General features: G+C 67.5%; 13 protein-coding genes. 8 read left to right on the top strand and 5 right to left on the bottom strand.

Annotation, left to right across the window (positions count from 1 at the left end):
- Window positions 1-30: 30 nt before the first annotated feature.
- Window positions 31-1,362: a sensor histidine kinase gene (locus K3A84_RS05365; RefSeq protein ID WP_225008302.1), complete on the bottom strand. Its 1,332-nt coding sequence runs from the start codon at window positions 1,360-1,362 to the stop codon at window positions 31-33.
- A 172-nt stretch (window positions 1,363-1,534) separates the two neighbouring features.
- Between K3A84_RS05365 and rpmH the strand changes: the two genes are divergently transcribed.
- The 5 genes from rpmH (at window position 1,535) to yihA (ending at window position 4,887) form a co-directional block, all read left to right on the top strand.
- Entirely contained in the window at window positions 1,535-1,669 is a 135-nt protein-coding gene (rpmH, locus tag K3A84_RS05370; RefSeq protein WP_225008303.1) for a 50S ribosomal protein L34, read from the top strand.
- Window positions 1,670-1,686: 17 nt separating this feature from the next.
- Window positions 1,687-2,133, top strand: a complete 447-nt coding sequence (gene rnpA, locus K3A84_RS05375) for a ribonuclease P protein component (RefSeq protein ID WP_225008304.1) — start codon at window positions 1,687-1,689, stop codon at window positions 2,131-2,133.
- The gene (yidD, locus tag K3A84_RS05380) at window positions 2,130-2,339 is read left to right on the top strand and encodes a membrane protein insertion efficiency factor YidD (protein ID WP_225008305.1); all 210 of its coding nucleotides are present in this window, start codon (window positions 2,130-2,132) and stop codon (window positions 2,337-2,339) included. The genes rnpA and yidD overlap by 4 nt, the downstream gene beginning before the upstream one ends.
- 71 nt (window positions 2,340-2,410) lie before the next feature.
- Entirely contained in the window at window positions 2,411-4,204 is a 1,794-nt protein-coding gene (gene yidC / locus K3A84_RS05385) for a membrane protein insertase YidC (RefSeq protein ID WP_225008306.1), read from the top strand.
- A gap of 29 nt (window positions 4,205-4,233) precedes the next feature.
- Window positions 4,234-4,887 carry a ribosome biogenesis GTP-binding protein YihA/YsxC gene (gene yihA / locus K3A84_RS05390; RefSeq protein ID WP_225008889.1) on the top strand — a complete coding sequence of 218 codons (654 nt, stop codon included), beginning with the start codon at window positions 4,234-4,236 and terminating at the stop codon, window positions 4,885-4,887.
- 3 nt (window positions 4,888-4,890) lie between these two features.
- On the opposite strand, the gene K3A84_RS05395 is transcribed toward yihA, so the two are convergent.
- Entirely contained in the window at window positions 4,891-6,735 is a 1,845-nt protein-coding gene (locus K3A84_RS05395) for a putative bifunctional diguanylate cyclase/phosphodiesterase (RefSeq protein WP_225008307.1), read from the bottom strand.
- Between the two features lie 247 nt (window positions 6,736-6,982).
- Here K3A84_RS05395 and K3A84_RS05400 point away from each other — a divergent pair, with 247 nt between their 5' ends.
- Together K3A84_RS05400 and dapE are read left to right on the top strand one after the other, a co-directional pair.
- Window positions 6,983-7,663 (top strand): glutathione S-transferase family protein, encoded by a 681-nt coding sequence (locus K3A84_RS05400; RefSeq protein ID WP_225008308.1) that lies wholly within the window; start codon window positions 6,983-6,985, stop codon window positions 7,661-7,663.
- Window positions 7,660-8,802 carry a succinyl-diaminopimelate desuccinylase gene (gene dapE / locus K3A84_RS05405; protein ID WP_404823110.1) on the top strand — a complete coding sequence of 381 codons (1,143 nt, stop codon included), beginning with the start codon at window positions 7,660-7,662 and terminating at the stop codon, window positions 8,800-8,802. Before K3A84_RS05400 ends, dapE begins: the two co-directional genes overlap by 4 nt.
- Before the next feature lie 4 nt (window positions 8,803-8,806).
- On the opposite strand, the gene K3A84_RS05410 is transcribed toward dapE, so the two are convergent.
- The 3 genes from K3A84_RS05410 to K3A84_RS05420 all read right to left on the bottom strand — a co-directional run bounded on the left by K3A84_RS05410 (window position 8,807) and on the right by K3A84_RS05420 (window position 11,398).
- Complete coding sequence (locus tag K3A84_RS05410) at window positions 8,807-9,376, bottom strand: Smr/MutS family protein (RefSeq protein WP_225008309.1); 570 nt, start codon at window positions 9,374-9,376, stop codon at window positions 8,807-8,809.
- A complete protein-coding gene (mltA, locus tag K3A84_RS05415) occupies window positions 9,373-10,584 on the bottom strand; it encodes a murein transglycosylase A (RefSeq protein WP_225008310.1) in 1,212 nt (403 codons plus the stop codon). The genes K3A84_RS05410 and mltA overlap by 4 nt, the downstream gene beginning before the upstream one ends.
- Window positions 10,585-10,717: 133 nt before the next feature.
- A complete protein-coding gene (locus K3A84_RS05420; protein ID WP_225008311.1) occupies window positions 10,718-11,398 on the bottom strand; it encodes a Tim44/TimA family putative adaptor protein in 681 nt (226 codons plus the stop codon).
- Between the two features lie 269 nt (window positions 11,399-11,667).
- On the opposite strand from K3A84_RS05420, the gene secB reads away from it, so the two are divergent.
- Window positions 11,668-12,189, top strand: coding sequence for a protein-export chaperone SecB (gene secB, locus K3A84_RS05425; protein WP_225008312.1), 522 nt, complete (start codon window positions 11,668-11,670; stop codon window positions 12,187-12,189).
- The last annotated feature ends 21 nt before the right edge of the window (window positions 12,190-12,210 follow it).

Below are 12,210 nucleotides of genomic sequence, written 5' to 3' on the forward strand. Positions count from 1 at the left end.
GCGCTTGCGGGCGCCCTTCTTTCGCCAGGATTAGCCTTCGCGCGGGAAATCCATTTCGACGACGATCCCGTGCGCTTCGAAGCGGCGCGCGATTCTGCCGCCCAGCTGGCGCTCGGAGCTGCGGATGAGCATCGAGCCGAAGCCTTCGCGGCCCGGCTTGCCGCCCTCGGGCACGATGATCGGGGCGGCGCCGCGTTCGGCCCAGGTGACGCGCACCCGGCCATCCTCCTCGCGCCATTCGACCGTCAGCAGTCCGCCCGGCTGCGACCAGGCGCCGTACTTTACGGCATTGGTCACCAGTTCGTGCAGCACCAGCCCCAGCGGCACTGCGTGGCGGCCGGGGATCACCAGCGACCCGCCCGAAACCTCGCAGCGTTCGCTGGCCGAGCGATAGGGGGCAAGCGCCTTGCCGACGAGATCGGCGAGGTCGACGTGGCTGTCGCCGGGCGAACCTTGCGTCACGTCGTGTGCGGTCACCAGCGCGTGGATGCGCTTGGCGATGCGATCGACCGCAGGGGCGGCTTCGGCATCGCCGCGCGCCGACATCTTCACAATGGCCAGGATCACCGCGAACAGGTTCTTGACGCGGTGGTTCAGTTCCTTTGCGAGCAGGTCCGCGCGATCGCGCGCTTCGGCAATGACTTCTGCGTTGGCAGCGGTGGCTTCGGCCTGCGCGGTGCGGATCGCCTGCCACAGCCCCAGCACCAGCGCGAAGACGATGACCACGAACAGCAACGCGAGGGAGGGCACGATACGCGATTCGGCTTCGGCGGCGCGGGCAGTGGCGCGGTCGAGGTGGCCGCGCTCCATCACGTCGAGCCGTCGCACCGCGCTGCGCAAGCCATCCATGGCGAGCTTGCCCTCATCGCTGAGGATGCGGACTTGTGCATCGACCATGCGGCCTTGCCCGACGAGCTTCACCGTGCCGCCCATTTCGGCCCACTTGGCGTCGCCCAGCCGGTCGATCTCGTCGAGCAGGGCCTGTTGTTGTTCGGTGGTTTCGTCGCCCAGCCGCTCGCGCAAGGCGGCGCTTTCGCGTTCGTAGTCGGCTCGGCCGCGATAGTAGGGTTCGAGATAGCGCCGGTCGGCGGTAATGAAATAACCGCGTTGTGCGGTCTCGCCGTTGATCGCGGCTGTGACGAGGCCGTTAAGCGCGGCCAGCACGCCCGAGGTGCGGTTGGCCTGTTCGCGCTGCACGCGTTCGGCTTCGACCGTGGCAAAGATCAGCGTAAACGTGCCCAGCAGCGCCATCGCCACCACAGCGAACAGTGCGAGCGTGGGAATGCGCGGCGCGCGCCGCCACCAGCGCGCGCGCGGGTGGGGCTCGGCCAGAGGGCGTTCGGCAGAGGGGGCGCTGGCCATAAGCTCGCGTGACTAAAGGAACTTGGCTGGCACGGCAACCGCGCAGCAGGCTCCGATACCGCGCCAAAGCTTGACCTCGGGGCCGCTCTTGCCTATGCGCCGCCCCCTGATTCCGTGTCCCGTCGTTCGCGGCGGCGATCCATCAATCGATTCGAACGAAAAGAGCAGACCGATGAAGCGCACTTTCCAGCCCAGCAACCTCGTGCGTGCCCGCCGTCACGGCTTCCGCGCCCGCACCGCCACCGTCGGCGGCCGCAACGTGCTGCGCGCCCGTCGCGCCCGTGGTCGCAAGAAGCTGTCGGCCTGATCGCGAGCGGTCTGCAAGTGACGGCGGACGCGCTTTCCGCGCCTTCGCCCCAACTTGCGGCACCAAAGCTTGCGACAATAGCCAAGCGGGCGGACTTTCTGGCCGCCAACCGCGGAATCCGGGTCGCAAGGCCCGGATTTGTGTTGTTGGTGAACCCGCTGGCGCGCATTGACGGATCGCAGCGCTTCGGCGTCACCGTCACCAAGAAGATCGGCAACGCGGTTGTCCGCAACCGCATGAAGCGCCGCTTCCGCGCTTTGCTGCGCGAACTCCTCCCCTCCATCGGCATTGCAGGCGCCGACCATGTCCTGATCGGGCGTGAAACCGGCATTGAGCGCGACTTTTCGTTGTTGCGCGATGAGCTGACCGCCGCCCTGACCCGCGCTGCTGCGGGCAAGGGCGATCCGCCGCGCAGTCGTGGTGGGAGCAGGCGGCCGGGCAAGGCGCATGGGCGAGGGAAGTGAAGCGCCTGCTGATCCTGATCGCGCGCGGCTGGCAACTAGGCCCTTCGCGCGTGCTGCCGCCATCGTGCCGCTATGCGCCTTCCTGCTCGCAATACGCGATCGAGGCGCTGGAAAAGCATGGTGCGATTAAGGGTGGTTGGCTTGCCGCGAAGCGGCTATTGCGCTGCCATCCTTGGGGGGGGCACGGCTACGATCCCGTGCCCTGAGGCCTAGCCCTACTGGGCGCATTTCCCGCAGACATCCCCTGCAAGACGATTTTGAACGGACGCGAGGCATAGTGGAAAACCAGCGCAATCTGATCCTGACGGTGGTCCTGATGGGCCTGCTGCTGATCGGCTGGGATTACGGGCTGCGGTATTTCTATCCGCAGAGCGCCCAGAAGCCCAAGGCCGTGGCTTCCGCCCCCGCCACCCCGGGCGCCGCAACCGGCGACGCCGCGCCGGCCAAGCCCACCCGCGAAGGCGGCCTGCAGAACGCAGCCGACCAGGCGCTGGAAAAGCAGGATCTGGTGCAGGCGCTGGCCGCGCCCAGCCGCGTCGCGATCGATGCGCCGGGCCTCAAGGGCTCGATCAACCTCGTCGGCGCGGTGATCGACGACCTGACCCTGGCCCGCCACCGCGAGGCGCTGGACAAGAACAGCGCGCCCGTCCGCCTGTTCTCGCCCGCCGGCACCCCGGCGCAGCACTTCGCGCAGCTCGGTTGGGCGGGCAAGGGCGTCGCGCTCCCCGATGCACGCACGCTGTGGAGCGTCGAGGGCGGCAAGCTCACCCCGGCAAGCCCGGTCACGCTCAAGTGGACCAACCCCACCGGCCAGACTTTCGCGATCCGCTATGCGATCGACGAAAACTACATGATCACCGCCACGCAGAGTGTCAGCAATGCCGGCGCCGCGCCCGTGGTGGTCCAGCCGATCGCCCAGATCAACCGCACCGACCGCACCGCCAGCATCGACACCTGGCAGGTCCATTCCGGCCCGATCGGCGCGTTCGATGGTTCGGTCAGCTTCGCCACCAACTACAAGGATGTGACCGCCGCCGGTAGTGTTCCTGCCGCGGGCAAGCCCAACTGGATCGGCTTCACCGATATCTACTGGCTGTCCGCGCTGGTCCCCGACGCCAATGCAAAGGTCGACGGCGATTATCGCGCGCTGGGCAACGGGCTGTTCCTGGCCAATCTGCTCTACCAGCCGGTGACCGTCGCGCCTGGCCAGACGCAGAGCCAGTCCTTGCGCCTGTTCGCCGGGGCAAAGGAAAACAAGATCCTTGAGGCCTACGAAAAGCAGGGCGTGACCAACCTGTCGCTGTCGATCGACTGGGGCTGGTTCCGCTGGTTCGAGAAGCCGATCTTCTGGCTGCTCGATTCGCTGTTCCGCGCGGTCAAGAACTTTGGCGTGGCGATTATCCTGCTGACGTTGATCGTGCGCGGGATCATGTTCCCGGTCGCCCAGCGCCAGTTCGCCAGCATGGCGGCGATGAAGGCGATCCAGCCCAAGATGAAGGCGCTGCAGGAACGCTACAAGGACGACAAGCAGCGCCAGCAGCAGGAAATCATGGCGCTCTACAAGCAGGAGGGCGTCAACCCGCTCGCCGGCTGCCTGCCGATCTTCCTGCAGATCCCGGTGTTCTTCGCGCTGTACAAGGTGCTGGTGCTGACCATCGAGATGCGGCACCAGCCCTTTGGCCTGTGGATCCATGACATGTCGTCGCCCGATCCGCTGCACGTGCTCAACCTGTTCGGCCTGCTGCCGTTCACCCCGCCGAGCTTCCTTGCCATCGGCCCGCTGGCGATCCTGCTGGGCGTGACGATGTGGGCGCAGTTCAAGCTGCAACCCTCGGCCATGGATCCGGCGCAGCAGCAGGTGATGGGCATCATGCCGTGGATGATGATGTTCGTGATGGCGCCGTTCGCGGCGGGCCTGCTGATCTACTGGATCACCAGCAACCTGCTGACGATCGCGCAGCAGCGCTATCTCTACAGCCGCCACCCGCAGTTGAAGGCGCAGGGCGCGAAGGACCAGCAGGACATCGACCGGGCGACCGCGCGCGACAGCAAGAAGCCGACCGGACGTTGAGCGAGCCCCTCATCCCCGCGCTCCCCGCGCTGAGCCCTGAAGAACAGGCCGCGCAGGCCGAGCTGATCGAGCGCGCGCGCCTGCTTTTTGCTGGACCCATCGAGTTCCTGAAGTCGGCGCCCGCGCTGAAATTCCTGCCCGACCCGACGGTGCCGGAAGTCGCTTTCGCGGGCCGTTCGAACGTCGGCAAGTCGTCGCTGCTCAACGCGCTGACGGGCCGCAAGTCGCTGGCGCGCACCTCGGTCACGCCGGGGCGCACGCAGGAACTGAACTACTTCGAAGTGGGCGAACCTACCCGGCTGCGGCTGGTCGACATGCCCGGCTACGGATTCGCCAAGGCCCCGCCCAAGGTGGTCGAGCAGTGGCGGCGTCTGGTGCGCGATTTCCTGCGCGGGCGGGTCGTGCTCAAGCGCACGCTGCTGCTGATCGACAGCCGCCATGGCATCAAGCCGGTCGATGTCGACATGATGCAGATGCTCGATGAAGCGGGCGTCGGCTATCGCGTGGTGCTGACCAAGGCGGACAAGATCAAGGCGAGCGAACTGGCCGAAGTGACCGCCGCGACCGAGGCTGCCGCGCGCAAGCGCACCGCGGCCTATCCGCGCATCATCGTCACCTCGTCGGAAAAGCGCATGGGCATCGAGGAACTTCGCGCCGCCGTGCTGGAAGACGCCGAGCAGTAGGAGCTACGCCGCCGCGATGCGGCGCTGTTCCTGCGTTGCCAGGATCGCATCGAGGCTGTCGGGCTTGGCCAGCAGGTAGCCCTGCACGAAGTCGAACCCGGCGAGTGTCGCTTCCATCAGCTGCATCTCGGTCTCGATGCCCTCGAACACGCAGGCCAGCGACAGCGTGCGCGCAAGGTTGCGAATCGCGCTGATCAGCCGCCGCCCCACCGGATCGTCGAGCCGGGTGGCGAAGCTGCGGTCGATCTTGAGGATGTCGATCGGCAGCTGGTGCAACGAACTGAGGCTGGAATAGCCCGTGCCGAAATCGTCCAGCGCGATGCGGGCGCCGGAAGCGCGCAGCCGTTCCAGCGCGGCGCGCGCGACGTGGGCGTCGTGGATCAGACTGGTCTCGGTGATTTCGAAAACGAGCCGCTCGGCGCGCACTCCCGTCCGCGCCATGGCTGAAAGCAGCCCCTCGACCGTATCCGGATCAGCGATGTCGGTGGGGGCGAGGTTGAACGAGACGTGGACGCTGTGGGGCAGGCTGCGCACCTGATCCAGAATGCGCGCGAAAAGCGTGAGCGTCACCTTGCGTGCCAGACCCAGCCGTTCGGCGGTGGTGAACAGCATTTCGGCCGGAACCGGGCCGAGCGTGGGCGACGTCCAGCGGGCCAGCGCTTCCAGCCCGACCATCTGCATCGAGCGGGTCGAGATCACCGGCTGGTAGGCCACGGCCAGTTCCTGCGCGAGATCTGCGGCCTGCAGCGCGGCTTCGAGCGCCTGTTCGGACCGGATGAGCTTCTCCAGCTCGCCCGAAAAGCGCACGCAGGTGCCGCGGTGCTGCTTCTTGGCATGGTAGAGCGCGAAGTCGGCCCGGTCGAACAGGTCGTGCGCGGTGCTGCCTGCGGCGGGGAAGGCGGCGAGTCCGCCCGAACAGCCCACCGACACGGCCGTATCGCCCAACGAAACGGGGCGATGGATGGCGTCGCAGACCTGTTGGCCGATCCGCGAGGCGCTCTCCATGTCGCCCTCGACGATCAGGCCGAACTCGTCGCCGCCCAGCCGCGCGATGGTGACTTCGGCGCAGGTCAGCGCGCGCAGGCGATCGCCCACGACCTGCAGCAGCCGGTCGCCCTGAGCGTGGCCCAGCGTGTCGTTGACCGGCTTGAAGCGGTCGAGGTCGATCACGCCGATGCAGAAGGTGGTGTCCTCCTGCGCGCGCGCCAGCATCGAATCGAGCCGTGCGAAGAAGTAGCGCCGGTTGGGCAGGGTGGTCAGCGGGTCGGAATGGGCGAGGCGCGCGTTCTCTTCGCTCAGCCGCTGCGCCTGCGCGCGCTCGGTTTCGAAGGCATCGCGGGAGGCTTCCAGCGCGAGGAAGGCGGCGTAAGAATCGCGCAGCACCTTCAGCACGATCAGGCCGACGACGAGGATGTTGAACGCCATTGCCATCTGCACGACCGCACCGCGCGCCACGCAATAGATCAGGAACGGCCCCAGCACGATCGCGCACACGGTATGCGCGGCGCGCGGCAGGTAGGTGAGGCAGAAGATGCAGCCCATCACCGAAATGCCCACGAAGACTGCGACGTGGCCGTGTTCGTAGGGCCCGCCATACTGGTCGAGCATCAGCGCCCAGATGATGAACCCCACCGACATCAGGCACGAGAAGAACTCGGTCCGGCGCAGCATCGAGCTGGCATAGGCGTGGGTGATCTGTTCTGCCGGGATCGGCACCAGCCATTGCATGAAGCGCATCATGCTTAGCGCGATGAGCGCGATCGGAAGGTAGACGCACAGCCAGGTCGGCGCCATCCTGAGATGGGTATAGGCCAGCGTCGCCGCGCTGACCGCGACCATGAAGTACATGGGCGGCACCTGTCGGCGGAGGCGATGGAACTGCGCAATCGCATGGGGGCGATGCTCAGGCATCTGGGGATGTCGCCAAGAGAATGGCGGGAACGTGACGCGCATGGCCCGGACGGTACCGGGCAGACCTTGGCAAGCTTGTGCACCATCCTTGCGCACTTTCCCTTAAGCGCGCGGCCCGTTCAGCCTCGACAGGCATTTGCTGAATGGTTAGGCGGAGCGGGAGGCGAACGAGGACTCCCCCGCGATGAAGCTCGTGATCGGCAACAAGAACTATTCGAGCTGGTCGCTGCGCGGCTGGCTGGCGTGCAAGCAGTCGGGCCTCGCCTTCGAGGAACTGACCGTGCCGCTTTATGGCGACGACTGGGACGCGCGGAAGAAGGAAGATGGCCAGTTGGCGCCGTCATCGGGCAAGGTGCCGATCCTGTGGGATGGCGATGGCCCGGATGCAGCGGTGGTGTGGGACAGCCTCGCAATCATCGAATACCTTGCCGACAAGGTCGGGCGCGATCGCTTCTGGCCCAGGGACGACGCGGCGCGCGGCATGGCGCGCTCGATGGTGGCGGAAATGCATTCGGGCTACCTGCCCTTGCGCCGCGAGATGCCGATGAACGTGCGGCGGCACGTCGAAGGGGTGGCTGTGACCGCCGAAGTGCGCGGCGACATCGTGCGCATCCTGACGCTGTGGGCCGAGGCCCGTGCCCGGTTCGGGCAGGGCGGGCCGTTCCTGTTCGGCACGTTCTGCGCCGCCGACATCATCTATGCCCCGGTGGTCTCGCGCTTCCTCACCTATGGCGTGCCGGTGCCGGGCTTCGCGCAGGCCTACATGCAGGCGGTGTGGGAGCATCCGTGGGTCGAGGCCTGGGTGGCAGCGGCCGAGGACGAGGAATGGACGATCGAGCAGTTCGAAGGAGCGCAGACGGCATGACGACTGGCGGCATGACTCACGATCCGGTGCAACTGGCCGAGCGGTTGATCGATTGCGAGAGCGTCACGCCGGCGACGGGCGAGGTCTTTGCCTGCCTTCAGGCCATGCTCGAACCGCTTGGTTTCGACGTTCACCGCTTCGTCGCGGGTGCTCCGCCCGAAGGCCCGGTCGAGAACCTGTTCGCCATCCGCAAGGGGCCGCAGGGCAGCCGCCACTTCGCTTTCGCGGGCCACCTCGACGTCGTGCCGCCCGGCGAGGGCTGGACCAGCGGCCCGTTCAAGGCCGAACGGCGCGGCGACCTGCTGCATGGGCGCGGCGCGGTCGATATGAAGGGCTCGATCGCCAGCTTCGTCACCGCCGTGGCGGGAATCCCGCAGAACGCGGGCACGATCAGCCTGATCATCACCGGCGACGAGGAAGGGCCGGCGAAGTACGGCACCGTGCCCCTGATCGAGCACATGCGCGCCGTCAACGAACTGCCCGATCTGTGCCTGGTCGGCGAGCCGACCAGCGTTCATCGTCTCGGCGACATGGCCAAGATCGGACGGCGCGGCTCGGTCAACGTGTGGCTGTCGGTCAAGGGCGCGCAAGGGCACGTCGCCTATCCGCACCTTGCCGACAACCCGATCCCGCGCCTTGTTGCGATGCTGGCCGAACTCGATATGCTGGTGCTCGACGAAGGGAGCGACTGGTTCCAGGCGTCGAACCTCGAAATCACCGACCTCGACGTCGGCAACCCGGCGACCAATGTGATCCCCGCCGAGGCGCGGGCACGCATCTCGATCCGCTTCAATGACCTGCACACGGGTGCCGGACTGGTCGAGCGCGTGACCGCCATTGCCGAACGCCACGGCGGCACGGCGCGCGCGGTGATTTCGGGCGAAAGCTTCGTCACGCTGCCTGGCGCGTTCTCCGACCTCGTGGTCGCGGCGGTGGAAGCCGAGACGGGCCTGTCGCCCGAACTCTCCACCACTGGCGGCACCAGCGATGCGCGCTTCCTGCGCGCCGTCTGTCCGGTGATCGAATTCGGCCTGTGCAACGCGACGATGCACAAGACCGACGAAGCCGTGGCGATGGAAGACCTGCACGTGCTCGCCCGCATCTACCGCCGCATCGCGCTGACCGCGCTGGCCGGGTGAGGCCCTACCGCTTGCGCAGCACGATATAGACCGCACCTGCGCCGCCATGGCGCTGCTGCGCGGGGCGGACGGCGGCGATGTTGCTGGCGTGAGGGCTATGCGCCAGCCAGTCGAGCAACTTGGCCCGGATCGCGCCGCGGCGCTCGCCGCGCTGATCATGATCGCTGTGCGGGCGGTGCTTGCCCGCCACCAGCAGCACCACGCGCGCGCCCATCGCCAGCGCCTGTCCGATGCCGCCGACGAGGCGCGTGTATGCGGTGTCGAGGTTCATGCCGTGGAGGTCGAGCGTGAAATCGGGCTGGATCGCGCCGCGCGCCAGCTTGCGATCCCAAGTGGAATCGAGCCCGTGGTTGGTGAGCGGTCGGGTCGGCGGAGCTGGCGTCGGTGGGGCGAGGCGCTGCGGCGGAACGCGGCCCTTGATGCGCTTGGGCGGAGGGAGTGGTTCTGGCGCAGTCGCGCTCGCAGCCACAGGCGAGGGGGCGGCAGGGCGCTCAGGGTGCAATGGGGTGACCGTCTGTGCCACCTTGCGCCACAGCTCGGTTTCCTCGGGCGACAGCCCGCGCGGGCTTCTCATCGCGTCGTCGCTCGCTGGGCATCGAGGTGCGCAAGCGTGCCCTTGGGCAGCAGGATCAGCGCGGACCCGCGCGCACTCATGCCGCCTGCGATGCGGCGGGCTTCTGCGCCCGCGCCCCAGAAGCTGTCGAAGCGGTTGGCGCCCTTGATCGCGCCGCCGGTATCCTGCGCCACCCACAACCCGCCGACTTCCGCACGATCGGTGGACAGGAACACGGGCGCGCCCAGTGGCACGAAGGAAGGGTCAGCGGCAAGCGTGGTGCGCCCCTTCACCGGAACACCCAGCGCGCCGACCGGGCCTTCGCCCGTGATCTCGCGGAAGAACACGTAGCTGCGGTTCTGCCGCATCAGCGCGCGGCCTTCGTCGGGATGCTCGTGGATGTAGCGCAGGATGCCCTGCATCGATCCGGGGTACTGGCCGGGGCCGGTGCCGATCAGCCCCTGCGCCTTCATCACCGTGCCAAGGCCTGTGTAGTCGAAGCCGTTGACCGCCGCGTAGCCGAGCCGGACGACGCTGCCATCGGGCGCGCGCAACCGGCCCGAGCCCTGCACTTGCAGAAAGAACAGTTCTGCCGCGTCCGCCGCCCAGGCGATTTCGAGCCCCTTGCCCGCCAGCGCGCCGTCTTCGATCGCGGCTCGGTCCCAATAGGGCACGAAGCGCCCGGTCTCGTCATAGCGGCCAAGCGGCATGCGCCCGTCGGGAAGTGGCGCGGCATCACCGGGATTGGCGCGGACCAGATCGGGCGGCGCCGCATAGACGGGAACGTCAAAGCCCGGCTGGCGCGTGCGCACGCCCGCGATCTCCGGCTCGTAGTAGCCGGTGATGAAGCTCGAGCCATCGCCCACCCGCGCGGTTTCGAAATAGCTCGAAAAGAAGCGCGCGGCGTCGGCGGCAGGCCACGTGCCGGCGGCGGCGCAGGCGGGCGCCCAGTCAGCAGGACGGGTCAGCCCGCTGCCATCGGCGCGACGCGTCAGGCGCGGGCAGCTGGCGATGAACGAGGCGAGAGCGGCGCGCGCGTTGTCCGCGTCAAAGCCCAGTCCCGGCGCCGGCGGGCCGGGATGCACGCCGATCAATGCGGCGGTGGCGGGCGGGGTTGGCTGAGGCAGGGGACGCGGGCCCACTACCGGGCCCCCGGTTTCAGGAATGATGCGTCCGCAGCCCCCCAGCAGGGCCAATGCCATGAGCAGGCCTGCGCCACGGATATTCATCTCGCCCCAATGCCTCCTGCGGTGCTGGCCGCGAACCTAGGAAAAAGGCGGCCCTTCGACAAGCTCGGGGCCTATGGGGAAAGGGAAGCGCCCGGTAAAGTGCAGCCCCCTGAAGTAAAGGGCAGGTCTGGCTTCAGGCCTCGTCGGTCTCGTCGAGCAACCAGTCGGGATCGCCCGAGGTCAGATCGCGGGTGAAGGTCCAGAGGTCGCGGGCCTCGATGGCGTCGTTGAGCGAGCCGGCGATCACCATGCCGGCCGAATCGCGCGTGACCGAGGCCACGTCGGCCAGGAATCGGACGGTGATGCGGGCGACCGGCGCGGTATAGTCGGCTGCGACGATGCGCGCTTCTTCGATGCGGATAAGGCGCGCGTCGATGGTCTCGCCAGCCGCAAGGCGCGCGTCGATCGCGGTGGCGAAGCCTTGGTAGACGTCGCGGTCGCACAGTTGCGCCAGCTCGTCCTTGTCGCCGCGCCAGAACGCTGCGAGGACCATGCCATAGGCGCCTTTCGCGCCATTCAGGAACTGGCCCACGTCGAAGCGGCGATCGGCGGCGATGATCGCGCGCACACCTGCTTCGGCGGGAACGTCGAATACGTTGGCCTCGGGCTGGGCCGGCGCGGGACGACCCACGGCACCGGGCTTTTCGGGCAGGCGCGGCGCCAGGCTGCGCGGGCTTGCGTTCGAAGGATCGGGCTGTTCAATCCGGCGGCGCAGCGGTTCCTCGTTCTGCTCGGGCCGACGGCCGAGCACGGAATAGAGCCGCAGGCCCAGGAAGGCGGCGATCATCGCCAAGATGACAATTTCAACAATCACGCGCACTCGTCCCGAAATCAGGCCCGGCACGAGCGGTCGATTGTCCGTCCGCCGGGCAGTGAATCACCGTGCCTCAAATAGGTACGGATTACAAATGAACAACGCGTGGACGGCAGGAAGTTGCCCTTACGTCGCGCTCGCAAGGGTGACCTGCCCCCAAGGGAAGATGGTGCGCGGGCCGGCACAGCTCCGGCGTTGCCGCGTCCCGCGGCAGGTGCTAGGCGGCGCGCCAAAGTATTTCCTGCCCATCCCGTACGAAAGCACGATCCATGGCCGACGAAGGCAACATCATCTCCGACCTCAATCTCGATCAGGACCCCCTTGCCAATGGCGAGGACACTGGCCCGCAGATCGGCCTGATCTCGCAGTACGTGAAGGACCTGTCGGTCGAGAACCCGAACGCGCCCGAATCCTATCAGTGGACCGAGCAGCCGGAGATGCACATCGACTTCAACATCGGCGCGCGCTCGCTCGCGGCCGACGTCCATGAGATCGAGCTGAAGATCAACGCCGCGTCGAAGACCAGCCAGGGCACCGCCTTCGCGATCGAGCTGGTCTATGCCGCGCTGATCGGCATGCGCAACGTGCCGGATGAGCAGGCTCATCCGTTCCTGTTCGCCGAAGGCCCGCGCCTGATCTTCCCGTTCGCCCGCCGCATCATCGCGGACGCCGTGCGCGATGCCGGCTATCCGCCGCTGATGCTCGAACCGATCGACTTCAACGGCCTCTACTTCGCGCAGTTACAGCAGCGCCAGGAAGAAGAACTGGCCGCCGGCGCGGGCCAGGCCTGATCGTTTCTGTTCGGTAGCCGG

The sequence above is a fragment of the Novosphingobium percolationis genome, assembly GCF_020179425.1.
Classification (GTDB): domain Bacteria; phylum Pseudomonadota; class Alphaproteobacteria; order Sphingomonadales; family Sphingomonadaceae; genus Novosphingobium; species Novosphingobium percolationis.

What these genes read in the sequence shown, in the direction of transcription:
- K3A84_RS05410 (WP_225008309.1), bottom strand. Translation starts at nt 9,376, where the DNA reads ATGAGAAGCCCGCGCGGGCTGTCGCCCGAGGAAACCGAGCTGTGGCGC.
- rpmH (WP_225008303.1), top strand. Translation starts at nt 1,535, where the DNA reads ATGAAGCGCACTTTCCAGCCCAGCAACCTCGTGCGTGCCCGCCGTCAC.
- secB (WP_225008312.1), top strand. Translation starts at nt 11,668, where the DNA reads ATGGCCGACGAAGGCAACATCATCTCCGACCTCAATCTCGATCAGGAC.
- dapE (WP_404823110.1), top strand. Translation starts at nt 7,660, where the DNA reads ATGACGACTGGCGGCATGACTCACGATCCGGTGCAACTGGCCGAGCGG.
- K3A84_RS05395 (WP_225008307.1), bottom strand. Translation starts at nt 6,735, where the DNA reads ATGTACTTCATGGTCGCGGTCAGCGCGGCGACGCTGGCCTATACCCAT.
- K3A84_RS05365 (WP_225008302.1), bottom strand. Translation starts at nt 1,362, where the DNA reads ATGGCCAGCGCCCCCTCTGCCGAACGCCCTCTGGCCGAGCCCCACCCG.
- K3A84_RS05400 (WP_225008308.1), top strand. Translation starts at nt 6,983, where the DNA reads ATGAAGCTCGTGATCGGCAACAAGAACTATTCGAGCTGGTCGCTGCGC.
- mltA (WP_225008310.1), bottom strand. Translation starts at nt 10,584, where the DNA reads ATGAATATCCGTGGCGCAGGCCTGCTCATGGCATTGGCCCTGCTGGGG.